The sequence below is a fragment of the Sphingomonas sp. genome, assembly GCF_017304635.1.
Classification (GTDB): Bacteria; Pseudomonadota; Alphaproteobacteria; order Sphingomonadales; family Sphingomonadaceae; genus Sphingomonas.
Genome location: NZ_JAFKMA010000002.1, coordinates 1 through 24430, shown reverse-complemented (window position 1 = coordinate 24430; position 24430 = coordinate 1). Strand labels below are relative to the sequence as shown.

At 67.9% G+C, this 24430-nt stretch carries 20 protein-coding genes; 12 read left to right on the top strand and 8 right to left on the bottom strand.

Annotation, left to right across the window (positions count from 1 at the left end):
* Nucleotides 1-5: 5 nt before the first annotated feature.
* From J0I47_RS07130 to J0I47_RS07105, 6 genes are all read left to right on the top strand, one after another.
* Complete coding sequence (locus J0I47_RS07130) at nt 6-899, top strand: hypothetical protein (protein WP_294045953.1); 894 nt, start codon at nt 6-8, stop codon at nt 897-899.
* A gap of 123 nt (nt 900-1022) precedes the next feature.
* Entirely contained in the window at nt 1023-1886 is an 864-nt protein-coding gene (gene motA / locus J0I47_RS07125; RefSeq protein WP_294045952.1) for a flagellar motor stator protein MotA, read from the top strand.
* 131 nt (nt 1887-2017) lie between these two features.
* Nucleotides 2018-2983, top strand: a complete 966-nt coding sequence (locus J0I47_RS07120; protein WP_294045951.1) for a flagellar motor protein MotB — start codon at nt 2018-2020, stop codon at nt 2981-2983.
* Between the two features lie 192 nt (nt 2984-3175).
* The gene (locus J0I47_RS07115) at nt 3176-4336 is read left to right on the top strand and encodes a serine hydrolase domain-containing protein (RefSeq protein ID WP_294045949.1); all 1161 of its coding nucleotides are present in this window, start codon (nt 3176-3178) and stop codon (nt 4334-4336) included.
* A gap of 32 nt (nt 4337-4368) precedes the next feature.
* The gene (locus J0I47_RS07110) at nt 4369-5937 is read left to right on the top strand and encodes an amidohydrolase family protein (protein ID WP_294045947.1); all 1569 of its coding nucleotides are present in this window, start codon (nt 4369-4371) and stop codon (nt 5935-5937) included.
* Nucleotides 5934-7175 (top strand): dicarboxylate/amino acid:cation symporter, encoded by a 1242-nt coding sequence (locus tag J0I47_RS07105; protein ID WP_366809873.1) that lies wholly within the window; start codon nt 5934-5936, stop codon nt 7173-7175. The genes J0I47_RS07110 and J0I47_RS07105 overlap by 4 nt, the downstream gene beginning before the upstream one ends.
* Nucleotides 7176-7210: 35 nt before the next feature.
* Here J0I47_RS07105 and J0I47_RS07100 read toward each other — a convergent pair whose 3' ends face one another.
* Complete coding sequence (locus J0I47_RS07100; protein WP_294045945.1) at nt 7211-9058, bottom strand: amidohydrolase family protein; 1848 nt, start codon at nt 9056-9058, stop codon at nt 7211-7213.
* A gap of 80 nt (nt 9059-9138) precedes the next feature.
* On the opposite strand from J0I47_RS07100, the gene dacB reads away from it, so the two are divergent.
* On the top strand, nt 9139-10551 hold the full coding sequence (gene dacB / locus J0I47_RS07095) for a D-alanyl-D-alanine carboxypeptidase/D-alanyl-D-alanine-endopeptidase (protein ID WP_366809871.1): 1413 nt from the start codon (nt 9139-9141) through the stop codon (nt 10549-10551).
* Nucleotides 10552-10562: 11 nt separating this feature from the next.
* The gene (locus J0I47_RS07090; RefSeq protein ID WP_294045943.1) at nt 10563-11390 is read left to right on the top strand and encodes a phytanoyl-CoA dioxygenase family protein; all 828 of its coding nucleotides are present in this window, start codon (nt 10563-10565) and stop codon (nt 11388-11390) included.
* Between the two features lie 87 nt (nt 11391-11477).
* Here the strand turns inward: J0I47_RS07090 and J0I47_RS07085 are convergent, their stop codons facing one another.
* Together J0I47_RS07085 and J0I47_RS07080 are read right to left on the bottom strand one after the other, a co-directional pair.
* Complete coding sequence (locus J0I47_RS07085; RefSeq protein WP_294045942.1) at nt 11478-12488, bottom strand: serine hydrolase; 1011 nt, start codon at nt 12486-12488, stop codon at nt 11478-11480.
* Entirely contained in the window at nt 12485-14053 is a 1569-nt protein-coding gene (locus tag J0I47_RS07080) for a permease (protein WP_294045941.1), read from the bottom strand. The genes J0I47_RS07085 and J0I47_RS07080 overlap by 4 nt, the downstream gene beginning before the upstream one ends.
* A 194-nt stretch (nt 14054-14247) precedes the next feature.
* Here J0I47_RS07080 and J0I47_RS07075 point away from each other — a divergent pair, with 194 nt between their 5' ends.
* The gene (locus tag J0I47_RS07075; protein ID WP_294045939.1) at nt 14248-17298 is read left to right on the top strand and encodes a TonB-dependent receptor; all 3051 of its coding nucleotides are present in this window, start codon (nt 14248-14250) and stop codon (nt 17296-17298) included.
* A 178-nt stretch (nt 17299-17476) separates the two neighbouring features.
* Here the strand turns inward: J0I47_RS07075 and J0I47_RS07070 are convergent, their stop codons facing one another.
* Both J0I47_RS07070 and J0I47_RS07065 read right to left on the bottom strand, forming a co-directional pair.
* Nucleotides 17477-18661, bottom strand: a complete 1185-nt coding sequence (locus J0I47_RS07070; RefSeq protein ID WP_294045938.1) for an AI-2E family transporter — start codon at nt 18659-18661, stop codon at nt 17477-17479.
* Nucleotides 18662-18850: 189 nt separating this feature from the next.
* On the bottom strand, nt 18851-19873 hold the full coding sequence (locus J0I47_RS07065; protein ID WP_294045936.1) for a C13 family peptidase: 1023 nt from the start codon (nt 19871-19873) through the stop codon (nt 18851-18853).
* 140 nt (nt 19874-20013) lie between these two features.
* Between J0I47_RS07065 and J0I47_RS07060 the strand changes: the two genes are divergently transcribed.
* Both J0I47_RS07060 and J0I47_RS07055 read left to right on the top strand, forming a co-directional pair.
* Complete coding sequence (locus tag J0I47_RS07060) at nt 20014-20271, top strand: hypothetical protein (protein WP_294045934.1); 258 nt, start codon at nt 20014-20016, stop codon at nt 20269-20271.
* Nucleotides 20268-20585, top strand: a complete 318-nt coding sequence (locus tag J0I47_RS07055; RefSeq protein ID WP_294045932.1) for a type II toxin-antitoxin system PemK/MazF family toxin — start codon at nt 20268-20270, stop codon at nt 20583-20585. Before J0I47_RS07060 ends, J0I47_RS07055 begins: the two co-directional genes overlap by 4 nt.
* A gap of 100 nt (nt 20586-20685) precedes the next feature.
* Here J0I47_RS07055 and sdhA read toward each other — a convergent pair whose 3' ends face one another.
* Genes sdhA through sdhC form a run of 3 tightly spaced genes read right to left on the bottom strand, consistent with a single transcriptional unit; the run spans nt 20686 to nt 23304 of the window.
* The gene (sdhA, locus tag J0I47_RS07050; protein WP_294045931.1) at nt 20686-22488 is read right to left on the bottom strand and encodes a succinate dehydrogenase flavoprotein subunit; all 1803 of its coding nucleotides are present in this window, start codon (nt 22486-22488) and stop codon (nt 20686-20688) included.
* A gap of 1 nt (nt 22489) precedes the next feature.
* Entirely contained in the window at nt 22490-22873 is a 384-nt protein-coding gene (gene sdhD / locus J0I47_RS07045) for a succinate dehydrogenase, hydrophobic membrane anchor protein (protein WP_294045929.1), read from the bottom strand.
* Entirely contained in the window at nt 22873-23304 is a 432-nt protein-coding gene (gene sdhC / locus J0I47_RS07040) for a succinate dehydrogenase, cytochrome b556 subunit (RefSeq protein WP_294045928.1), read from the bottom strand. The genes sdhD and sdhC overlap by 1 nt, the downstream gene beginning before the upstream one ends.
* A gap of 167 nt (nt 23305-23471) precedes the next feature.
* Here sdhC and J0I47_RS07035 point away from each other — a divergent pair.
* On the top strand, nt 23472-24430 hold a 959-nt coding region (locus J0I47_RS07035; protein WP_294046684.1), incomplete at its 3' end, for a methyl-accepting chemotaxis protein.

The window sequence follows — 24430 nt, the reverse complement described above, 5'->3', positions numbered from 1 at the left end:
CGGACATGCAGATCAGCACCAGCCAGTTCTACGCGACCAACCAGCGCAACATGCAGTCGCTCACCGCGACGGCGGACAAGTTGCAGACGCAGATTTCGACCGGCAAGCGGATCAACGATCCGTCCGACGACGCGGTCGGGTATCGCCGTTTGCAGGGATTAACGCGCGAAGCGAGCAACGACGCGGCCTATTCGGGCAATATCACGATCGTTTCGTCGGCGCTGGACCAGGCCGACACCGCGCTGAAGTCGATCACCGACGAGATCCAGAGCGCCAAGGAACTGGCGGTCAAGGCGAACGGCGGCACGTTGTCGGCGAGCGATCGCACGGTGATCGCCGGCCAGCTCGACGCGATCGTCCAGAACATCGCGACGCTGGCCAACGCCAAGGATTCGCGCGGCGCGTCGATCTTCGCGAGCGGCGATTCACCCGCGGTCACGATCAACCCCGGCGGCGGCATCAGCTATGCGACCAGCGGCCCGACCGCGGTGCCGATCGGTGCGAGCTCGTCCGCCGTCCCGGGCGAAGCCGCCTCGCGGCTGTTCGTCGATGCGAACGGCAACGACATCCTGTCGAGCATCACCGGACTGGCGCAGGCGTTGCGCGGCACCGGGGACGTGTCCTCGCTCGCCGGCAGCGTCGGCGACCAGCTCACCGCATCGAACGATCAGGTGGCCGGCGTGCAGGGTGCCCTCGGCGCGCGGGCGCAACGCGTCGATATCGAATCGCAGCGGATGCAGGACGTCGCGGTCGACCGCGAGGCGACGCGCAAGGACATCGAGGATACCGATATCCCCCAGACCGTCACCGACCTGCAGAAGACGATGACGATCCTGTCCGCGACGCAGGCGAGCTTCACCAAGCTCGCCAGCCTGTCGCTGTTCGACTACCTCAAATAAAAACACCGCGCGGCGCGAAAATTCGCGCCGTGGCCGTGACGGTTAACGGCTTGGCTACGATCCTGCGCTAACCATTCGACGGCAAGCAATTTCGCGGTCGATCCAGGGGGACCTTTCAGCTTCATGTTTCCGGCGATCGGCCTCGTTGTTCTGCTCGGCATGGTATTCGGCGGCTTCGTCTTCACCGGCGGCGCGCTCGGCCCCGTCATGGAGGCGATCCCGCACGAGATGATTATCATCGGCGGTGCCGCCGCGGGTGCGCTCATCATCGGCAATTCGGGCAAGGAACTGAAGGCGCTGGGCGGCGGTGTCGCCATGGTGCTGAAGGGTCCGAAGTACAAGAAGCAGGACTATCTCGACGTCATCTTCCTCGTCTCGAAGTTAATGAAGATGCTGCGGATGGAAGGGCCGATCGCGCTCGAACCGCATGTCGAGGACCCGAAATCGTCGGCCGTCTTCGCCGAATATCCGCGGCTGCTCGCCGACCACACCCTCACCAACCTGATCGCCGACACGCTGCGCTTGGTCGTGGTGTCGTCGGGCACGCTCGACGTGCATGCGGTCGAGGAAGTGATGGATAACGCGATCAAGACGCACCACCACGACGTCGAAGGACCGCAGGGCACGTTGCAGGGTCTCGCGGATGCGCTGCCCGCGCTCGGCATCGTCGCCGCCGTGCTCGGCGTCGTGAAGACGATGGGCTCGATCGACAAGCCGCCGTCGATCCTGGGCGGGATGATCGGATCGGCGCTGGTCGGCACGTTCATGGGCGTGCTGCTCGCCTACGGCATGGTCGGCCCGCTCGCGACGCGCCTGAAGCAGGTGATCGACGCCGACGCCGCGATCTACCACGTCGTCAAGCAGATCATCATCGCGAGCCTGCACGGCCACCCGCAGCCGCTGGTGATCGAGGCGGCCCGCTCCGGCATCGCCCACGCCAACCAGCCCGGTTTCGCCGAGGTGTTCGACGGGCTGCGCGGGCGGTGATATTTGATCGGCTCTCGCCGATGACCGGCACCGGCCCGCTCCCCCGCCCGACCGCCCACGATCGTACCCTGATTGGGCGGTCGGGCGGGGGAGCGGGCCGGTGCCGTTCGGCTCCGTCAGGAGCCGCGTAAATGGCCGCGGCGCGCGCCCCTCACGGCAACAACCAACCCCCGAAGGTCATCGTCAAGAAGATCTATATCGAGGGGCATGGCGGCCATCATGGCGGCGCCTGGAAGGTCGCCTATGCCGACTTCGTGACGGCGATGATGGCGTTCTTCCTGCTGCTCTGGATCCTCGGCGCGACGACCGAGAAGCAGCGCAAGGGCATCGCCGACTATTTCACCCCGACGCTGGTCAAGCTGAAGGAGAATTCGGCCGGGTCGAACGGGCTGCTGGGCGGGTCGTCGATCACCGACAAGGACAATTACCCGCACCGCGCGCAGCAGACCGGCACCAAGTCGCTGACCATCCCGATGGGCGCGACCGGCGGCGCACAGGTCGGCAGCGGCGAGAAGGGTTCGATGAAGAACCGCGAGATCGCGATGCAGGACGCCAAGAATTTCGACGCGATGAAGCGCCGGCTGATGGCGGCGATGCAGGCGGCCCCGCTGAACAAGCTGGCCAGCCATGTCCGCTTCGTCCAGACCGATCAGGGCCTGCGCATCGATCTGGTCGACGACGCCGATTATTCGATGTTCGCGCTGGGCACGACGCAACTGGTGCCGGAGGCCGACAAGCTGATCGGGCTGATCGCGCAGACCATCGCCAACACCGACAATCCGATCATGATCCGCGGACACACCGACAGCCTGGGCTATGGCGATCCCAATGCCATGAACAACTGGATGCTGTCGTCGGGCCGGGCCGAGGCGACGCGCCGCCGGCTGGCGTCGGGCGGCACCCCCGAACAGCGCTTCTGGCGGATCGAGGGCGTCGCCGACCGCGAGCCGATGATCGAGAACGACCCGGCCGACCCGCGCAACCGCCGCGTCTCGATCACCCTGTTGTGGCGGGCCGGATCGTTTTCGGACGGCCAGGGCCGGATGTCGATCAAGCCGATGATCCCCGGCGTCGGTGGAGCGCACACGGCACCCTAAGTGCGCTTTCGTCCTGGGGCGGGTTGCTTAGCCTGCCGCGGATTGCCCGGCCGGCACGGCCTTCGCGATGTTCGGCAATAGTTTCTTGAAGTTCGTATTCCTGCGAAAGCAGGAATCCAGGGTCACGAGCGAGTCGCTCGCCGCCCTGGGCTCCTGCTTCCGCAGGAGCACGGCTTGGGCTAGCCTGCCGCGATGCTGCCCCTCGCCTTCCTGTTCCTCGCCACGGCCGCGCAGGTCGCGCCCGACCCGCAATCCGCCGCGCAAGTGCGCGTGACGTTCAACAGCCACGGCGAGACGTCGGCCAGCGCGGAAGGGTTCGCCGACGCCGCGGTCGATCGCGGCGTCACCCCGGACGATCCGGTCCGGATCGCCTCCATCTCCAAGCTGGTGACGACGATCGGAGTGATGCGGCTGGTCGAACGGGGCACGCTCGACCTCGACGCCGACGTGTCGCGTTATCTCGGCTACACGTTCCGCAATCTTGCCTTTCCCACCGTGCCGATCACGCTGCGCGACCTGCTGTCGCACCGATCGAGCCTGACCGATCGGGTCGATTACGTCCTGCCGCTCGATGCCGACATGCGCAGTGTGCTGGCCGATTCCAAGGCATGGGATGCCGAGCACGCGCCGGGCACCTATTTCCGCTACACCAACTTCAACTTCCCCGTCGTTGCCGCCGTCATGGAGCGCGCGACCGGCGAGCGGTTCGACCGGCTGATGGACCGGCTGGTGATCCGGCCGCTCGGCTTGCGCGCCTGCTATCAATGGGACACGTGCGACGATGCGACGATCGCGCGCGGCGTGGTGCTGTACCGCGCGGGGCAACCGGTGCGCGACAACAATCACGGCAAGCGGCCCACCTGCCCCGTCACGCCAGCGCGCGACGGCAGCTGCGACCTGTCGCGCTGGCAAGCGGGCGCCAACGGCGCGACCTTCGCACCGCAAAGCGGGCTGCATGTGTCGGCCCGCGACCTCGCGCGGATCGGGCGGATGCTGCTGAACGGCGGGACGATCGACGGACGACGCATCCTCAGCCGCGCGTCGGTGACGGCAATGGAGACACCGCTGTTCGTCTATGACGGGCATAACGGCGATGTCGGCGACGGCTGGGTATGCAGCTATGGGCTCGGCATGTTCCTGACCGCGACGCCCAACGCGACCTGCCATGACGACGTGGCCGGCGACGGACGGCGGCGGTTCGGGCATGTCGGCGACGCCTATGGATTGAAGTCCGGCCTGTGGATCGACCCCGAGCGCGGCACCGGCATCGCCTATTTCGCGACCGACGTGCCGGCGGTGAAGGGCGGCCATTCGGCGCAGACCGCGACCGAGGAAGCGCTCGCACGGCCTTGACGGCGGCCGGCGCAGAGCGAAGGATCGCCGCCATGAAGCTTCGCATCGCGCTCGCGGCCATTGTGCTCGCCGGCTGTTCGCTCGGCGCGGCGCCCGCGCCGGGCCGCGTCGACCTCCTGCTGACCGGGGGCACCGTCTACACCGGGGAGGCGGCGCCCTTCACCGGCGACGTCGCGATCCGCGGCGACCGGATCGTCGCGGTCGGGCCGCATCTGACGATCGCGGCGGCGCGGACGATTGACGCGCGCGGCATGATCGTCGCGCCGGGCTTCATCGATCCGCATACCCATGCCGGCGACTGGCTCGCCTCGCCCGACCCCAAGACGCGGCTGATCCCGGCGTTCCTGCTACAGGGCGTGACGACCGCGTTCATCGGTAACGACGGCGGCGGCTCGACCGATATCGCCGGCGTGCTGGCGACCCCCAAGGCGCGGCCGGTCGGGATCAACTTCGCGACCTATGTCGGCTTCGGCACGATCCGCGAGAAAGTGATCGGCGGTGCCGATCGCGCGCCGACGCCGGACGAACTGGCGCGCGAGAAGGCGCTGGTCGCCAAGGGCATGTGCGAGGGCGCGATCGGCTTCTCGACCGGCTTGTTCTACGCGCCGCAGAGCTTTTCGAAGACCGACGAGGTAATCGCGCTGTCGGCGGAGGCGGCCAAGCGCGGCGGCTATTACGACAGCCACATCCGCGACGAATCGTCCTACACGATCGGGCTGCTGGCGGCGATCGACGAGGCGATCGCGATCGGCCGAGCGACCGGCATGCCGATCCACATCAGCCATATCAAGGCGCTGGGCGTCGACGTCCAGGGCAAGGCGCCGGAGGTGATCGCGCGGATCGACGCGGCGCGCGCGGCCGGCATCAACATCACCGCCAGCCAATATCCCTGGTCGGCGAGCGGCACGAGCCTGGTCGCCTCGCTGGTCCCGCGCTGGGCGCAGGACGGCGGGCGCCCCGCTTTGCTCAAGCGGTTCGACGATGCCGGCCTGACCGCACGGCTGCGCGCCGACGTGACCGAGAACATGCGCAAGCGCGGCGGCGCGGCCACATTGCTGGTGACCGAGGGGCAATGGCACGGCCGCTATCTCAGCCAGATCGCGACCGCGATGAAGACCGACCCGATCAGCGCGGCGATCGCCGTCATTCGCGTGCAGGATCCCGCGACCGTGTCGTTCAACCAGAGCGAGGCCGACATCGCCGCCTTCATGCGCCAGCCCTGGGTGATGACCGACAGCGACGCCTCGACCGGCCACCCGCGCGTCTGGGGCACGTTCGCGCGCAAATATGCCAAGTACGTCGTGGCGGATCACGTCATCACCCTGCGCGAGTTCATCGAGCGATCGTCGAGCGTCACCGCCAGATGGTTCGGCCTGACCGGACGCGGCGTCCTCAAGCCGGGCGCCTTCGCCGACGTCACCGTGTTCGACCCGAAGACCTACGCCGCGCGCGCGACCTATGAGCAGCCGACCCTGCCCGCGGTCGGCGTGCGCACGGTGATCGTCAACGGCCAGGTCGCGGTCGACGACGGCACGCCGACCGGCCGCGCCGCCGGCCGCGCGCTGCCGCACACGCCGATGCCCGGCACCTGCCCCAAGTGAGAGCCTGGTTTGCGATCCCGCTGTGGCAGCGCGTCGTCGGTGCGCTGGTGCTGGGCGTCGTGCTGGCGCTCGTCTGGCCGCAGGGTGCGCCGTATGTGCAGTTCGTCGGCGACCTGTTCGTCCGGGCAATCCGCATGCTGGTCGCGCCGATCGTGCTCGTCACCATCGCCGCCGGCATCACCAGCCTGGCCGATCCGAAGCAACTGGGCGGGATCGGCGTGCGCACGATCGCCCTGTTCGCCGCGACAACGGCGATCGCGGTGTCGGTCGGCATGCTAGTTGCGAGCGTCGTCCGCCCGGGCATCGGCGCCCCGCTCGGCACCGCCGCGCCGCACGCACTCGGCCCCGCGGTTACGCCCTACGACCAGCTGGTCGGGATCGTGCCGACCAACATCGTCGAGGCGCTGGCGAAGGGCGACATGCTCGCGCTGATCTTCGTCGCGATCCTGTTCGGGGTCGGCGTCGTGCTGACCGGCGAGCCCGGCAAGCCGTTCGCCGCGCTGCTGCAATCGCTGTCGGCGGTGCTGCTCCGCGTCGTCGGGATCGTGATGGAGGCGACGCCGTTCGGCGTGCTGGCGCTGATCTGGAACGCGGTGGCGGCAAAGGGTGCGGCGGTGTTCGTCCATGTCGGCTGGCTGGCGCTCGCCGTAGTGGCGGGCTCGCTGATCCAGATGATCGTCGTGCACAGCCTGCTGATCCGGTTCGTCGCGCGATTGCCGGTCGGGCCGTTCTTCCGCGGGATCGTCGATCCGTTGCTCGTCGCCTTCTCGACCGCGTCGAGCGGGGCAACGCTGCCGGTGGCGATGCGAGTCGCCGGCGACAATCTCGGCGTCGCCCAGCCGGTCTATTCGACGGTGCTGCCGATCGGTGCGTCGATCGGCAAGGACGGCACCGCAATGTATGTCGGGCTGCTGTCGATGTTCGCGTTGCAGGCGTTCGGCGTGCCGCTGACGCCGCAGGTGTATGCCATGGTGCTGCTGACCGGCGCGCTGGCCGCGTTCGGGACGGCGCCGGTGCCGTCGGCGTCGCTGTTCATGCTGGCGGCGGTGCTGTCGGCGGTCGGCGTCACGCCGGAGCAGACCGCGCTGGTGGTCGGCTTCGCGCTGCCGTTCGACCGCCTGCTCGACATGACGCGGACGGTGCCGAGCGCATGTGCCAACCTGGCGGTGACAACGACCGTCGCCGCGCGCGAAGGAGCGCTGGACGAGGCGATCTATCGCGCCGCGCCGTCCGATTAGCCCGTCATTGCGAGCGCAATGACGGGGACTTGTCGCTACTTGTAGAAACGCAAATTGCCGATCTCTAGCCACGCGCTGGCACCCGGATCGCCTTTCAGCCGGATCAGCAGCGAGCGCAGCTTCGTCGCGTCGAACGGCGCGTCGCCGGTCAGCGCGGCGAACGGGATGCGCACTTCCTGCACCGCATCGCCGGCGGTGAAGTCGGCGTGGCGCCAGTCGTCGGGCTGGAGGCCGTATTGGTCGAGCGCCAGCGAGAAGCTGCCCGCCCCGCGCGCGTCGAACGCGATCCCGGCGAAGCCGCTCGCATCGGCCAGCGTGATCCCGCCGCGCGTCAGCGGCACGAGCAATTGCGCATAAGGCCGGTCGCGCCCGCCCATCTTGGCGACGATCATCAGCTTCTTGCCCGCGCGCGGATCGGTCGGGCGGACGTAAATCAGGTTGCTGTGATCGGTCCCCGTCTCGGTGCTTTCGACCGGCAGCGTGTCGAGGTCGGTGCGGCCGTCGTTCCGCGCGCCGGTATCGATCGGCCCCGGCATCCGCGCGGCCGGCATCGGGGTCGGCGCGGGCGCATCGACGCGGGCGCGCAAAGCCGGCAAGTCCTGCTCCTGCCCCGCTACCCAGACATGGCGCACATCGTACAGCGCGGCGATGTCCTCGTCCGGCTTCCCGCCGACGAGCACCAGGTCGGCGCGCATGCCGGGGCGAATCGTGCCCTCCACCTTGTCGGTGCGGATGATCGCGGCGCTGGTCGCGGTCGCGGCGATCAAAGCCTGCGCCGGCGTGAAGCCCAGTTGCGTGAGCAGCCGGATCTCGCGGATCGCCGAACTGCCGTGATAGGTGCCGGTGATGCCCGAATCGGTGCCGATCCCGATCGGGATACCGGCGGCGTGCAGCGTGCGGATATTGCCCTGCATGATCGCCCAGCGCTTCGCATCATACGCCTCGATCGGCCGGAGCGGCTTCGCCATCCGCGCTTCCTCACGCGCGCGTTCGGGCGGCGCCAGCCGCGTCCATTCGCCGGGCAGGAACTGGCGGTCCTCCTGTGGCTCGTACACCGTCAGCGTCGCGATATAGGCGGTGTGGTTGCGCCGCATCAGGCCGATCAGCTCGTCGTCGACCGGCGCATCGCCGACGCCGTGGCCGACCGCATCGACGCCGGCGGTCGCCGCGATCTTCGCCTGTTTCAGCGTCACCGTGTGCGTGATGACCGGGATGCCGGCGGCGTGCGCGTCGGCGACGATCGCGCTCAGCGTCTCGACATTGATGCTGTTGAGATCGGGGTCGCTGCCATAGCGCCAGCCATCGGCGAACACCTTGATGACGTCGGGCTTGTACGCCAGCGCGGTGCGCATCGCATTGTGCGCCGAACGGGGCGTCGAGACCTGCAGCGTGAAGAAATCGCCCCAGCCGAACTCGGTCCCGTGCCCGCCCGGCACGCCGATCCGCACCGCCAGCTCCAGGTGCGGCGCCGCCAGCCCGCCCGGCGCGGTCAGCGCGCGGACGGGCGCGAGCATCTCGCCCGACAGCGAATAGTCGTTCGCCGTCGTGACGCCGTGGAGCAGATATTCGGCATACGCCTTGCCGATATCGTCGGGCGCGTCGAACGCCGGGGCGCGCAGGTGCGTGTGGAGGTCGTGCAGGCCGGGCAGCAATGTCATGCCCCGCGCATCGATGACGCGCGCGCCGACCGGACGGTGGAGATGCGGCGCGAACGCGGCGATCCTGTCGCCGACGACCAGCACGTCCGCCACCGTGGCGGGCGCTCCCGTCCCGTCGAACACGCGCGCGCCGCGGATCAGGATGGCGCGAGTCAGCTCGGCCGAGGCGGCGGACATGCCGAGCACGATGGCGCACAGGGTGGCGATACGGCGGAGCCAGGACATGGCGCCACTTTCCCGACTTGCGCGCGTCATCGCAAGCCTTACCGTCGCGCCTCATGCTGAAAGGGGCACTTTCGCTGATCGTGAGCCTGGCGCTGGCGATGCCGGTCGCGGCGCAGGATGCCGGTCTGCGCACACGGGTCGAGGCGGCGCTGGTACAGGCCGGCACGGGGACGCGGTTCGGGCTCTACGTGGTGGACGATCAGGGGCGCGAGGTCATCGCGATATCGCCCGACAACCGCTTCATGCCGGCGTCGAACACCAAGATTTTCACGACCGCGACGGCCTGGGCGACGTTGCCGGACATGACCGGCCCCGATGCGACCGGCGGTGCCGCGGTGCGGCTGGAGGGGCGCGACGTGGTGCTGGTCGGCAACGGCGACGCCCGGCTGTCGAGCGCCGACGACTGCAAAACGGATTGCCTGGGCACGCTGGCCGACGCGGTGGCGGCGAAGACGCGCGTGGTGCACGACGTGATCGGCGACGACACCTTGTTCCCCGACGAGCGCTGGAGCCCGGGGATGAGCTGGAACAACATCCCGACGCGGTCGGGCACCGGCATCTCCGCGCTGACGATCGACGACAACGAAGCGGTGGTGACGGTGATGCCGAGCGCGGCGGGAACGCCGGCAACGGTCGCGCTGCCCGGTTACTACACCGTCGACAATCGCGTGATGACGGTGGCCGGCGCGAAAAGTGCGGTCGGTTTCGACCGCGCCCCGAATACATACGAACTGCGGCTGACCGGAACGATCGGCGTGGATGCCAGGCCGGAGCGGCTGCGCGTCGGGATCGACGATCCGGCGCGGTATGCGGCGTGGCGGCTGGCGGCGTTGCTCCGCGCGCGCGGCGTCCGGGTGACCGGTGCGATCGCGGTGCGCCACCGCCCGCTGCTGCCCGCCGACGATCCCGCCGTGCGCGGTGCCGCTCCCCCGGCCCGCCCGCCCGCCGAGCCGGTGCTCGCGAAGCTGACCCCGCCCCCGCTCGCCGGCGACGTGCGGATCACCAACAAGGTCAGCCAGAACCTGCATGCCGAACTGTTCCTGCGCCGTGTCGCGCTGGTCGCGGGCAGCGGGTCGATCGCCGACGGACAGGTCGCGGTGCGGCGCGTGCTGGCGCAGGCCGGGGTGCCGCGCACCGCGTTCGACCTTTCCGATGGATCGGGCATGTCGACCTACAACCGCGTCAGCCCGCGCGGTGTCGTCACGCTGCTGCGCTGGATCGCGACTCAGCCGTGGGGCACGGCGTGGCGCGACACGCTCCCGGTTGGGGGGATCGACGGCACGCTGGCGCGACGGTTCGCCGGCACGATCCTCGACCGCAAGCTGTTTGCGAAGACCGGCACGATCAATGCGACCAACGCGCTCTCGGGCTACATGACGGCGGCGAGCGGACGCGCGCTTACCTTCTCGATCATCGCCAACGACATGCCGGCCGATGCCAGCGCGACGAAAGCGATGGACGCCGCGCTGGTATTGATCGCCGCAGCGAACTAAAACGCCGGTTCATGAGCGATCATATCCGCGACTATCACGACAAGGGCTACGCCATTGTCCGCAACGTCTTTTCACCCAACGAAGTCGCCCGGATCGGCGCGGCGATGGACGCGATTTATGCCGAGGGCGTCGCGCACGGGCGCAGCTATCGCCACGGCAACCTGTTCTACAACGTGCAGCCAGGCCCCGACGGGCGCCCGCATGTGCCGATGGCGCAATGGCCGTCCTATCACAATGCGGTGATGGACGAGACGCGGCGCGATCCGCGCTGGGTGGAGATCCTGAAACCCCTGATCGGCGACAATCTCAAGCAGATCATCAACCAGTTGCACTGGAAGCTGCCCAACAGCCGCGGCGATTTCGCCTGGCACCAGGATTCGCGCTTCCGCAAGCCCGACGCCGCCTATCGCAACCTGGGCAGTTCGTACGTTCAGACGGGCCTGGCGATCGATCCGCACAACCCGGCGACCGGTGGCATGCGCTTCATTCCGGGCAGCCACACGGCCGGCCCGGTCGACCTCGACGTCTCGACCGAAGTGCTCGGCCAGTCGCCCGAGGATGCGGCGCTGGAAGCCGCCGGGATCGATCCCGCGACTCAGGTCGACCTGGTGCTCGAGCCGGGCGACATCGCGATGTGGAACCCGTATCTGGTCCACGCCTCCGGGCTCAATTCATCGGATCACCTGCGCCGTCTCTACATCAACGGCTATGTCCGCGCGGAAGATTGCGACCGCGGCGAATGGGCCTTCCGCGACGGGCAGCCGGTGCCGATCGGCAACCGGCCGGTGCTGGTCCATTACGAGCAGTTGTTCGACCGTCCCGAGCCGCATTACGTCTGATCGTCGCGGCACCGGCCCGCTCCCCCACCCGACCGCCCACACGATAAAATGTCTGGGCGGTCGGGTGGGGGAGCGGGCCGGTACCGTCTAACTCAACGCCGCGATCACCGCTTCGCCCGTCGCGGGCCGCAGCTTGAAGATGCTCGCCGCCTTGGGATCGTGCCGCGAGGGATGGACGCGGTTGGTCAGCAACGTCCAGGCGACGCCCCGCCCGAAATCGACCCACAGTCCGGTGCCGGTGAAGCCTGTATGCCCGATCGTGTCGGTCGAGCACGCATTGCCCCCCGGCCAGCCGGGATGCGCGCCGTCCCAGCCGCAGGTGCGATGCTCGAACTGGCGCGTCCGCATGTTCGCCAGCATCCCCGCCGTCGCCCCGCTGCCGGCGAATAGTCCGTGCGCGAAATCGAGCACCCCCGCGACCGTCCCGAACAGACCGGCATGTCCGGCGACCCCGCCCAGCGCCGAGCAATTCTCGTCATGCACCTCGCCCTTCAGCACGCGCTCGCGCCAGTGGCAGAACTCGGTCGCCACCGCCGGGCCGGGCGGCGGGCCGTAGGTCAGCCCCGCGCCCAGGGGCCAGTCCGCCAGCGACCGGCCTGTGATCCGCTCGATCGCGAAACCCAGCAGCAGGAAGTTGATGTCCGAATAGACCGGCGGGCCATGCCGCCATTCGCGTTGCAGGATGAACGCCCGCAACCGCCGTGGATCGTCGCCATAGGTGTAGATCGGCTCGACCGCCGGCAGGAAGGTGCGATGCGCCAGGCAATCGCGGAACGTCAGCTTGCGCTCGGCGGCATTGGTGACGTCATACTGGCGCAAGTCGGGCAAGGCGTCGGTCAGCGGCCGGTCGAGATCGATCCAACCCTCGTCGGCCAGCCGCAGCACCATCGTCGTCGTCGCGATCACCTTCGACACCGAAGCGAGGTCGAACCAGTGGTCCTCGGTCAGCGCCTCCACCTCCGGCACCAGCGCGGCGTGCCCGGCAAACCGCACCGCGCGCTCGCCGCTCGCCATCACGATACCCAGCGTCGCGCCGGGCACGTCCCCCGCCGCCACCGCCGCAGCCGCCGGCGCGAAGGCCGCGTCGATGTCGATCATGCGTCGTCCGCCCGCGGCTTCGCGCGCAGGATCAGCGGCAGGAACACGATCGCCGCCAGGCTCATCGTCCCCGCCATGACGAAGAAGCCATCATAGCCGATCGACTTCTGGAACGTGCCCGACAGACCGGCGAGCAGCCGCGGCAACAGGAACGCCAGCCCCGACAGCAACGCATATTGCGCCGCCGGATAGCGCGGATTGACCAGCAGCGAGAGGTAGACGACGAACACCGCACCTTCGAAGCCGTGTCCGAACTGGTCCACCGCCATCGCGACATACAGCTTCATGTCGCCGCTGGTCACCGCCATGCCGAACACCGAAAACAGCGTCGCGCCCCCCGGATGCTGGTGCGCGAGCCAGGCGAACACCCAGTTGCTGATCGCCGACACCGCCGCGCCGATCGCGAGCGCCCAGCCCATCGGCGCCCTCGCCGCCAGCCAGCCGCCGAGCGCGACGCCGGCCATGCTCGACACGATGAACACGACGCCGTCGGCGATCCCGATCTGCTCCAGCCCGTAGCCGAGCGAACTGAACAGCGGGTGCGACAGCGTCAGCGCCATCACGTCGCCCATCCGGTACACCGACACGAACAGCAGGATCGGCACGATCACCAGGCCATAGCGCCACGCGACGTCGACATACGGCCCGACCGAGGGGGACCGCCGCAGCGGCGCATCGGGCGGCAGGCGTTGCAGCCACGGCACCGCGATGCCCAGCGCCACGAACGGCAGCAGCGCTATACCGCACACCCAGTAGGTCATGACCTTGGGATCGCTCATCCCCAGCGACGCGACCGCCGCCAGCAGCACCCAGCCGATCGCCGCCGTCGCCACCGTTGTCACGACCAGCACGCCCGCGCTGAACAACGTGCCCGTCGCCAGCGCGGTCGCACGTCCCCCGCCGCTCGACGGATCGGGCTTCATCATCGCCAGGATCGGAAAGGCGATGACCGAAACGATCGCGACGATCAGATACGCGGTCGTCCAGCTCGAATGCGGAACGATCGCGACCGCCGCGCCCGATGCCGCCATGGCGCTGCGATAGCCCCACAGGTTCGCGGCGACGATCGGCCCCTGTTCGGCGGCGGTCGGCGCGATCTCGATCCGCCAGGCATCGGCGGCGATCTCCAGCGTGGTAGTCCAGAACGCGAGCAACGTCGCGAACAGCGCGGTCAGCGGCAGGCTGGCATCCGACGCGGTCAACGCCATCCCCGCCATCGACGCGAAGATGCCGAGCTGCGCGAGCATGATCCATCCGCGCCGTTTGCCGAAGAACCGCCCGAACCCCGGCACGTTCACGCGGTCGAGCAACGGCGCCCAGGCGAACTTGAACGTCGGCAGCAACGCGACCCAGGCGAAATAGCCGACCGTGACGATGTCGACATTGTGCTTCGCCAGCCGCAGCAGCAGCACGGCGTTGAACATGTAGAACGGCAGCCCGGCCGAAAACCCGAGCAGCAGATAGAGGCCGTAACGCCGCCAGTCGCGCGGCACCGCCGCGGCGGCGAGCTGTTCGGGCGTCGGCGCACGCGGCGCGATAGCGGCGGGGTCGGTGGCCAACTCCATCCGCCCAAGCTCCCCGCTTGCGCGAATGACGTCAATATGCGTGTTGCATCGACGCAACAATTTTCTGCAACCGGTTACGAAATGCGTGGCCGCGGCCCGTCCGGCGCAAAAGAGGGCTGGCAATAAGCGACAGTTTTGTTGCTAAATGTCCCGATCGGGTGCCGCGGGAACGGCGCCCCTGGGGGATAGCAGACATGACCGCTTCGACTTCGCTCCGCCACCTGCTCGCGACGGGGACGGCCCTCGCCGCCCTGTGCGCCCTACCGACCCTGGCGCACGCCCAGACCACGGGCAGCGATCAGACGACCCCGCCGGCGTCCACGCCGACCGGCGCGGCGACGCCCGATACCGGCGCGAACATCGCCGCCGACGAATCGAAGTCGGACAAGAATGGCGACCGCGAGATCATCGTCACCGGATCGCGCATCAAGCAGGATCCGAACAATTCCGCGCTGCCGCTCCAGATCATCACGACGCAGGAAATCCAGCGCAACGGCATTTCCAGCCCGGAACAGCTCATCAGCTTCCTCGCCGCCAACGGCAACGGGGCGGACAATCTGGCGTCGAACTCGGACGTCGTGACCGGCGCCCAGCGCGGCACCAACGGCCTCAGCGCCGCCAACCTGCGCGGCCAGGGCTCGGCGGCGACCCTGATCCTGCTCAACGGCCGCCGCGTCGCGGCGCACGGGCTCCAGGGGTCGGCGGTCGACGTCAACCAGATCCCGTTCGCCGCAATCGACCGCGTCGAGATCCTCAAGGACGGCGCCTCGGCGATCTACGGCACCGACGCGATCGGCGGCGTCATCAACTTCATCACCAAGAAGAATTTCAAGGGCCTCGACCTGCAAGGCTTCACCGACGTCACCGAACAGGGCGGCGGCGAGATCTATCGCCTGTCGGGCACGATCGGCTTCGGCGACCTCGCGACGCAGCACTGGAACGTGATGGGCGCGGTGTCGAAGAGCTGGAACACGGTGCTCAACGGCTACGACCGGGCCTTCGTTAACGGCAACCAGCCCAATCGCGGCCTGTCGATCGACACTCGCGGCACGCCGATCGCGACGATCTTCCCCGCCAATCCCGGCAGCTACATGAACCAGTCGGGCACGCTGCTGGGCGGGACCAGCGGTTCCACCGTGCTGAGCGGCCTGTTGATCCCGGGCACGACGACGACCGCGACCGGTGGCATCAACCTGCTCAACCTGCCCGGCGGCGCCGGCTGCCAGACGATGGATGGCGGCATGGCGTATGATTACGCGCTGTGGGCGACGCCGACGGCGCGCTATGCCTGCGCGTGGGATACCGGTCGTGCGGCGGTCATCCAGCAGCCGCTGGAAACGCTGACCTATTACGGTCGCGGCGTCGTCGAACTGGGCCGCCACCAGATCGCGCTGGAAGTGACGGGATCGGACGCCACGTCGGCCAAGCGCTTCTCCAACGCGCAGGTGTCAGTCAACACCACGACGAGTCAGGTCGGCTATCCGCTCAACTCGCTGACCGCGCCGACCTACAATGCCGTCTACAATCAGTTGGTCGCGCTGTTCCCGTCGATCGCGGCAAATTACGGCAAGCCGATCGCCTATCGCTGGCGTTGTGTCGCGTGCGGCACGCGTGAGTATGTGACGAACACCAAGACCTTCCGCCTCGCCGCGAGCGCGGAAGGGCCGATCACCGGTCCGTGGAACTATAATGTCGGCGCGTCCTATGCGCGGTCGGAAGCGAATTCGACGCTGGGCAACGGCTATTACTATTCGGGTACCAAGCAGGACCCGACGACGAAGGCGTATGTCGTCGACACGCTGGCGCCGACCGCGCCCGGCGCCAGCGCGCCGGGCCTGATCGGCCTGCTCAACAGCGGCCTCATCAACCCGTTCAGCCTCACCCAGAGCGACGCGGCGCTGGCCGGGTTGCAGGCGGTCTCTGCCAAGGGCGTCGTCCTGTACGGCGGCAAGTACGAAGTACGTCAGGCCGACGCGTCGGTGTCGGGTCCGCTGTTCAAGCTGCCGGGCGGCGACGCCCAGCTGGCGGTCGGTGTCGACTATCGGCGTGAGACTTACAGCTTCAACGGCTCGCCCGCGGCGGTCGCGGGGCAGCCGACGATTTTCCTGGCGGCGTTCGACAACGTCAACGCGCTGACCCCGAAGAACCGCACGGTGAAGGCGGCTTATGGCGAAATCCAGTTCCCGATCCTGCCGAGCCTGGAAATCAACCTGGCCGGTCGCATCGACGATTACACGGGCTTCGGCACCACCAAGAACCCGAAGGTCTCAGCCAAGTTCAAGCCGTTCGATTGGCTGATGTTCCGCGCGTCCTATTCGACCGGGTTCCGCGTACCGACCTTCAACCAGATCTATAACGGGGTCACCGAATCGCCATACCAGGGCAAGGATCTGGTCGATCCGATCAAGTGTCCCAGCCTGCAGGTCAGCACGACCGACCCGAACTGCGCGATCATCCAGCCGAACGTCGACACCGGCGGCAAGTCGACGCTGGGGCCGGAAACTTCGAAGCAGTTCACCGGGGGCGTGGTGTTCACGCCGTCGCGTCACTTCAGCGCGTCGGCCGACTTCTGGATGATTAACGTCGACAATACGATCACGATCCTGGCGCTCAAGGACCTGATCGGCAACGCCGCCTTGTTCCCGGATCGCTTCATCCGCGATTCGACGGGAACGATCGTGACGCTCGACGACACCTACATCAATGCCGGTGCGCGGCGGACGCAGGGGATCGACTTCTCGGCGCACGGCGGGTTCGACGCACTGGGCGGATCGTTCAGCGCCGGGCTCGACGGCACGCTGCTGCTCAAGAAGCGTGAGAAGCTGGTGCCCAACGCGCCCTATGGCGGCAGCCTGATCGGCGTGTTCACGCTGACCGGCGACCTGGGTCTCAAGTGGAAGCACGACATCTTCGTCAATTACGCGAACAAGGACTGGTCGCTGACGCTGACGCAGATCTTCCGCGACGGGTACAAGAACCAGGCGTTGCCGGGGATCGCCAACGGCACGGTGGTGCGGCCGGATTACAACCCGCGCGTGGCGAACTACATCGTCTACAACGCCTCGCTGAGCTTCATCGGCATTCCGGGGTACAAGTTCACAATGGGCATTCGGAACCTGTTCAACACCGATCCGCCGTTCGCGATCACCTACGACTCGAACTCGGGTGCGGGCAGTTCGTGGGAGCCGCGCGTGGCCGATCCGCGGGGCCGGTCGTTCAACTTCAACGTCGAAGCCAAGTTCTAAAACTCTTCGCCGGGAGGAATACGGGGCGTCCACCGCCAAGGTGGGCGCTCCTTTTCGTTGGCGCGGCCGCCGAAGTTGGCGAAGGTGACGCGGCGGCGATGATCTGCGCCCGCTAGCCCGGACCGGCGCTACGTCGCCCAGCCTGGCACGGCATTTCCTACATTGCCAGCGCCCGCCGCTAACCCGCGCGGCCCTTGCGCTGGATCACCACCGGTCCGCGCCGTCGTCGCTTCGGTTCCTCGCTCGCCGTCTCCGGCCCCAGCCATTCGCGCGTCACGATCAGCAATGCGGCCATGATGACCGGCCCGACGAACAGCCCGACCAGCCCGAGTTCCGCCAGGCCGCCCAGCGCGCCGATCATCGCGAACAGGAACGGCAGCTCGACCGCGTTGCCGATCACCGCCGGCTGCACGAAATTGTCGCCGATCGCCATGACGATCGTGCCGAACACGAACAGGGCGACGCCCGCGACGACATGCCCCTGGACCAGCAGGATCACGCTCGCCAGCCCGAACGCCGCCCAGGCACCGAACGGCACCAGCGCGAACAGGATCGTGAAGGTCGCGAACAGCAACGGCTGCGGCACGCCGGCGACCCAGTAACCGACGCCGATGATGGCACCCTCCGCCACCGACACCAGCACCGTGCCGTTGACCGTGCCGCGCACCGCACCGATCGTGCGCGCCAGGAAATCCTCGCCGAACGCGCCGAACATCCGCCGCGCGACGACGCGCGCCTGCCCGTCGATCTGCGTCCCCTGCGTCAGCATCGTCGCCATGATGATAAGCGTGATCGCGAACAGGCTGGTGTCCTTCGCCAGCTCGCCGCCGATCGATCGCATCCAGGCGAGGATCGATCCCGTGCTGACCGATCCCAGCATGGCGGCGGCGCCGCGCGGATCGGCCAGATGCTCCTGCCACCAGGCCGCGATCTTGCCCCCGGCGAGCGGAATGCCCGGCAGCCAGGCGGGCGCAGGCAGGCCGTGCTGCTGCACCCCCTGGAACCAGTCGATCGCGCCCTGGCTCTCCTGCGCCAGCGTCACCGCCGCCAGCGACAGCGGGCCGATCACGAACAACGCGGTCGCCAACGTGAACAGCAATGCGATCAGCGTCGCATGCCGCGGAAACCGCTTCACCGCGCGGGCGTAGAGCGGCCATTCCGCCATCGCCAGCACCGCCGCCCAGGCGATCGGGATCAGGAACTCCCACGCCATCCACACCGCCAGCGCGACGATCGCCAGCGTCAGCCACAATTGCCGGGTGCGCGTGCCGCTGTCGTCGGCGGACGGGCCGGCCGCGGGCTGGCGGGCGGGCTTGGCCGGGGGCGGCGGGGAAGCCGTTGCCGTCGTCTTGCGCACCGCCATCGTTCGCCCCCCTTCCCGGATCGCCGCGCCGGTCGCGCGGAATGTGTAACTTAGGTTACGCTAAACCGTTGCGCCGCCAAAACGTTCATCGGGCGGCATTCGGCGCGTATTTCGTCGAAGCGATCGGGCAAAGTTGGATCATATGGCGGCGCAAGTTGACGCCGGGCGGCGACGGACGACGCGCCGCCGCTATTTCCCCTGGTCGAAGATCGTGATCGCCGGGCGGCCGACCATCGGCGTCGCGGTATGCGGCATGCGCGCCTCCAGCGGCTTCAGCCAGGTATCGACCTTCGCGCCGATCGCGATCTGCGGCTGCGACGGGATGATCCCCATGCTCGCGCCCATGCCTTCCCATTGCGCCACCAGCGCGCGCGCATCCTCGCCGGCCTTCGCCAGCGGAACGGGCTGGCGCAGCGCGTGATTTATCATGGCGTCGCCGTAGAACGTCCAGTCCTTGTCCGACTGGCAGCCGAACGAGGTGCGATCGGCCGAAGCGGCGGTGAACAGCGCCGTATTCTCGTTCGCCAGCGTCGGCACGAAGATGCCAGAGAAACACGCCGACAGGATCAGCAGCCGGTTCTGGATACCGAGCTCGTCGAACATCCGCGCCATCCGCGCCGGCGGGATGATGCCGAAGCCGTCGTCGGCGTCGTGATAGGCCAGCCCGACTTTCGCGCCATGCCCAGCGGTGTAGAGCACCAGCACGTCCTGCTTCTTGTCCATCAGTTCGGCCACGCGCGCGAGGGCGACGGCCAGGTTGCGCGGGCTGCCGTTGGGCAGGGTCGACGGTCCGTTGCCGTCGGTCCCGGCGAGCACGATCGTATGCCCGACCGCGCCGTAGCGGCGGCTCAGCACCTTCCCCGCCTCGCGCACCTCGCGGCCGAAGATCGGGTCGCTGTCGAGCCCGACCACGACGACATAGGCATCGACCTGCCCCGCCTTCTGCGGGCCGAGCGCCGCCAGCGCGCGGTCGAGCTTGCGCTGATCGTCGAGCAGCCATTTCGGCGAGCGGTCGCGCTCGAGTTCCGGCCCGGCCTGGAGCGACGCGTCGACCGCGGCCTGGTTGTCGCCGCCGACCAGTCCGGGAAAGCCGGTCGTGTGCTGCGGCGCCGAATAGCCCGACTGCCCGCTCGCCGCCGCGATCGCGACCCCGCTCGCAAGCAACAGCGCCGTGGCGGTGACGGTCAGGCGGTCGAGGAAATGATTGCGCATGGTGGCTGCCCCGTTAGTGTGGGACGAGTGGTGGCGCAGTGACGCAAAAGGTCAAGCGGCGACTATCTCATCGCTCGGCCAACGTTATAACATTGTGCTTACGACTGACACCTGATACGGCAGTATCAACGGAGACAGCCATGCAAACCGCCTTGCGCAAGATGGGAAATTCGACTGGCCTGATCGTGCCGCGGGCGTTGCTCGGCGAGATCGGCGTGACGACGGGCGCGCAGATGGATCTGAGGGTGGAGGACGGCAAGCTGATCGCGACGCCGGTGCGCAAGGTTCGCGAGGGCTGGGCCGAGGATGCGGAACGCGTCGCGGCACACGGCCTGACCGAAGAAGAAAGCGACTGGCTCGGCTTCGGCAACGACGGCGACGACGAGCTGACTTGGTGAAGCGCGGCGAGATCTGGCTGTGTGCGCTCGATCCGACGGTCGGGCGCGAAATCCAGAAGACTCGACCGTGCCTGATCGTATCGCCGGATCAGCTCAACGCGCGGCTCCCGACGGTCATCGTCGCGCCGCTGACCAGTGGGAGTCGTCCTGCCCGCTATCGGGTGGATATTCGCTTTCAGGGGAAGGATAGTCGGATCATCCCGGAACAAGTCCGCGCGATCGATCGCCGGCGCGCCCGCAAGCTGCTGGGCGAACTCGATGCGGAAGCGATACGCGACGTACTTCGCATTTTGCAGGAGATGTTCGCGGAGTAGCGGCATGGGCAAAGCCCATGCCGTCGGTCGCGGCTGGTGCCGCGCCGGCCGGGCTTGGCCGCGGGCGGCGGTCAGCATACGCTGATCGCCTCGGCCAAGCTCAATACACCCTCTTCTTCGGCTTGATGTAGTCGACGTCGTCGGTCAGCGTGTAGTCGTGGACCGGGCGGTAATCGAGCGCGACCGTGCCGCCCTTGCCGCCCCAGCCCTCGAACGTCGCGATGGTGTGCTTCATCCAGTTGGCGTCGTCGCGATCGGGGAAGTCCTCGTGCATGTGCGCGCCGCGGCTTTCCTTGCGGTTGGCCGCTCCCCGGATCGTCACCACCGCCTGGCTCAGCAGATTGTCAAGCTCGAGCGTCTCGATCAGGTCGGTGTTCCAGATCAGCGAGCGGTCGGTGATGCCGACATCCGCCAGCGACTTGTACACCGCGTCCATGTGCGTGACGCCCTCGTCGAGCAAAGCCGTGTCACGGAACACCGCGCAATGCTTCTGCATGGTGCGCTGCATATCGAGGCGGATCTCGGCGGTCGGCTTCGCGCCCTTCGCGTTGCGGAAATGGTCGAGCCGGGCGATCGCCTTGTCGTCGGCGGCGGTCACGGGCGCGCCGTGCTTGGTGTTCGGCTTCAGGATGTCGGCGATGCGCTTGCCGGTCGCGCGGCCGAACACGACCAGGTCGATCAGCGAGTTGGAACCGAGCCGGTTGGCGCCATGGACGCTGACGCACGCCGCCTCGCCGACCGCGAACAGGCCAGGGACCACCGCGTCGGGATCGCCGTCCTTCAGGTGGACGACCTCACCGTGATAATTGGTCGGGATGCCGCCCATGTTGTAATGGACTGTCGGTGTGACCGGCAGCGGCTGGCGCGTCAGGTCGACGCCAGCGAAGATCTTGCCCGTCTCGGTGATCCCCGGCAGCCGCTCGTGCAGCACCTTCGGATCGATATGGTCGAGGTGGAGGTAGATATGGTCCTTGTTCGGGCCGACGCCGCGGCCTTCGCGGATTTCCGCCGCCATTGAGCGGGACACGACGTCGCGCGACGCCAAGTCCTTCGCGGACGGGGCGTAGCGTTCCATGAACCGCTCGCCCTCGGAATTGGTCAGATACCCGCCCTCGCCCCGCGCGCCCTCGGTGATGAGCACGCCGGCGCCGTAGATGCCGGTCGGGTGGAACTGAACGAACTCCATGTCCTGAAGCGGGAGCCCGGCGCGCAGCACCATCCCGCCGCCGTCGCCGGTGCAGGTGTGCGCCGAGGTCGCCGAGAAATAGCAGCGGCCGTAGCCGCCCGTCGCGAGCACGGTCGCGTGGCTGCGGAAGCGATGGATGCTGCCGTCCTCCATGCAGAGCGCGATGACGCCCTTGCACTCCCCGCCCTCCATGATGAGGTCGAGCGCGAAATATTCGATGTAGAAATCGGCGTCGAAGCGCAGGCTCTGCTGGTAGAGCGCGTGGAGCATCGCGTGGCCGGTACGGTCGGCGGCGGCGCAAGTGCGCTGCGCGGGCGGTCCCTCGCCCATGTTCTGCATCATGCCGCCGAACGGCCGCTGGTAGATCTTGCCCGCCTCGGTCCGGCTGAACGGCACGCCGGCATGTTCGAGCTCGTAGACCGCGGCCGGCGCCTCGCGCACCATATATTCGATCGCGTCCTGGTCGCCGAGCCAGTCCGACCCCTTGACGGTATCGTACATGTGCCAGGTCCAGTGGTCCGGGCCCATATTGCCCAGACTGGCGGCGATGCCGCCTTGCGCGGCGACGGTGTGGCTGCGGGTCGGGAACACCTTGGTGATGCAGGCGGTCTTCAGCCCGTTCTGCGCGCATTCCATGACGGCGCGCAGGCCCGAACCGCCGGCGCCGACGACCACCGCGTCATAGGTGTGGTCGATGATCTGATATGCGTCGCTCATCTTATAGCACCGGCGCGAGCGCCGCCTTCAGGATCGAGAAGATCGCGGTCACCGCGATAACGCCGAGGAAATATTCCATCGCGACCAGCGCGATGACGCGGCCTTCGTCGGCCTGATAATCCTCGATCAGCACTTGCAGCCCCATCCGCGCGTGCCAGCAGGTCGAGATGACCAGCAGGATCAGCGGCACCGCGACCCAGGCCGAACTCACCCAGGCATGGACCGAATCGTAGTCGAACCCGGCGAGCCGGGTCAGCGAGATCATGAACCAGGCGAGGAAGAACAGGTTGGAGCCCGCGGTGATCCGCTGCCGCCACCAGTGATGCGCGCCCTCGTGCGCGCTGCCCAGACCGCGGACGCGGCCGAGTTCGGTACCGTCGCCCATCACTTCGCTCCCGGGAAGAGGACGCCGTGGAGCAGCACGCCCCAGAACAACGCCGTCAGCACCACCGACGCGACGATCGTCAGCATCGCGCCCAGCTTGTTGGTCTTGAGCTCGTAACCGGCGCCGGTGTCGAGCACCAGGTGGCGGATGCCGCTCATCATGTGCTGGAACAGCGCGAAGGTCAGCCCGACGCCGAGCACGTAGCCCAGCACGTTCCAGCCCGGCCCGGTGAACCACGACATGTACCAGTCGTAGCTTTCCTTGCCCCCCGCCAGCGCCGCCAGCCAGCCGGTGAACAGCAGGAACCCGACGGTCGCCATGCCGTCGCCGGTCGCGCGGTGCAGGATCGAGACCAGCATCGCCGGCCCCCATTTGTAATGACTGAGATGCGGCGAGATCGGACGATCGGGCTTGGACGGCTTGGTGGCCAAGTAAAGTCCCCTGCAGGAATGGCTGCGTCCTCTTACCCCCCGCGCCTCGCGATGCAAGTCATGCCCGTGTTCTAACCCGGCTTTAACCACTCGCGCGGTACGCCGGACGCGAACCCAAAGCGGAGCTGTTTGCCTTGACCCCCAGTGATTTGCCCCCCGCCGACGCGATGGCCGCCAAGGTCCGGCTGTCGGAACGGCTGCGCATCTTCGACTTCGACGGCTCGCTCGCCAGCGCCAGCCGCGACGTCTGGGCGGTGATCGAGACCGATATCCACGCCATTTCCGAAGCCTATTGGAAGCAATGGCTGCGCTGCTTCTCCGACGACCGCACCTGGCAACCGCACGAAACTGCGAAGATGATCGACCTGGGCGTCGAATTCCTGCGCCAGCGTTTCCTTGCCACGACCGAGCGCGGCTGGGTCGAATCGATCGCGCGGTCGGTCGCCGCCGCCTATGCCGGCAAGGTCGAACCCGAGGCGTTGCTGTCGATGATTAACGCCAGCGACCGCGCCGCGCTCGACAGCCTGATGCGCCACGTCGATCGCGAGGACGCGCGGTTGCCGGTGATGATCGACACGCTGCTGCGGCTGTCGGCGATGGAAGGCGACATCACCGTCGCGCTCTACAACACCTATGTCGAGCATAGCGCGCAGACCGCGCGCGAGGCGCTCGCCGCCGAATTCCGCGACGGTATCGCCAGCGTCGTCGAGACGACCAGCGCCGACAGCAACCAGCTGCGCGACCAGTCGCTGCGCACCTCGACCGCCGCCCGCGGGATGCTGGGCAAGACGAGCGAAGTGGCGGCGGCGGCGGAACAGTCGGCGGTGGCGATGCGCGAGGCGGCGCAGACGGCGGCCGGGCTGATCCGCGCGATCGAGGATGCCCGCACCGAAGTCGAGGCGGCGGCCGAGATCGCCAATCGCGCGAGCTCGCAAGCCGGCGCCGCGGTCGGCATGTCGGAGGCGCTGAGCGATCACGCCAAGTCGATCGAGAGTATCCTCGGTCTGATCCGCGACATTGCCGGGCAGACCAACCTGCTGGCGCTCAACGCGACGATCGAGGCGGCGCGCGCGGGCGATGCCGGGCGCGGTTTCGCAGTGGTCGCGCAGGAGGTGAAGTCCCTCGC

Excerpts from the sequence above, each read along its gene's own strand:
- J0I47_RS07130 (WP_294045953.1), top strand. The coding sequence starts at position 6 with ATGCAGATCAGCACCAGCCAGTTCTACGCGACCAACCAGCGCAACATG.
- motA (WP_294045952.1), top strand. The coding sequence starts at position 1,023 with ATGTTTCCGGCGATCGGCCTCGTTGTTCTGCTCGGCATGGTATTCGGC.
- J0I47_RS07120 (WP_294045951.1), top strand. The coding sequence starts at position 2,018 with ATGGCCGCGGCGCGCGCCCCTCACGGCAACAACCAACCCCCGAAGGTC.
- J0I47_RS07115 (WP_294045949.1), top strand. The coding sequence starts at position 3,176 with ATGCTGCCCCTCGCCTTCCTGTTCCTCGCCACGGCCGCGCAGGTCGCG.
- J0I47_RS07110 (WP_294045947.1), top strand. The coding sequence starts at position 4,369 with ATGAAGCTTCGCATCGCGCTCGCGGCCATTGTGCTCGCCGGCTGTTCG.
- J0I47_RS07100 (WP_294045945.1), bottom strand. The coding sequence starts at position 9,058 with ATGTCCTGGCTCCGCCGTATCGCCACCCTGTGCGCCATCGTGCTCGGC.
- J0I47_RS07090 (WP_294045943.1), top strand. The coding sequence starts at position 10,563 with ATGAGCGATCATATCCGCGACTATCACGACAAGGGCTACGCCATTGTC.
- J0I47_RS07085 (WP_294045942.1), bottom strand. The coding sequence starts at position 12,488 with ATGATCGACATCGACGCGGCCTTCGCGCCGGCGGCTGCGGCGGTGGCG.
- J0I47_RS07080 (WP_294045941.1), bottom strand. The coding sequence starts at position 14,053 with ATGGAGTTGGCCACCGACCCCGCCGCTATCGCGCCGCGTGCGCCGACG.
- J0I47_RS07075 (WP_294045939.1), top strand. The coding sequence starts at position 14,248 with ATGACCGCTTCGACTTCGCTCCGCCACCTGCTCGCGACGGGGACGGCC.
- J0I47_RS07070 (WP_294045938.1), bottom strand. The coding sequence starts at position 18,661 with ATGGCGGTGCGCAAGACGACGGCAACGGCTTCCCCGCCGCCCCCGGCC.
- J0I47_RS07065 (WP_294045936.1), bottom strand. The coding sequence starts at position 19,873 with ATGCGCAATCATTTCCTCGACCGCCTGACCGTCACCGCCACGGCGCTG.
- J0I47_RS07060 (WP_294045934.1), top strand. The coding sequence starts at position 20,014 with ATGCAAACCGCCTTGCGCAAGATGGGAAATTCGACTGGCCTGATCGTG.
- sdhA (WP_294045931.1), bottom strand. The coding sequence starts at position 22,488 with ATGAGCGACGCATATCAGATCATCGACCACACCTATGACGCGGTGGTC.
- sdhD (WP_294045929.1), bottom strand. The coding sequence starts at position 22,873 with ATGGGCGACGGTACCGAACTCGGCCGCGTCCGCGGTCTGGGCAGCGCG.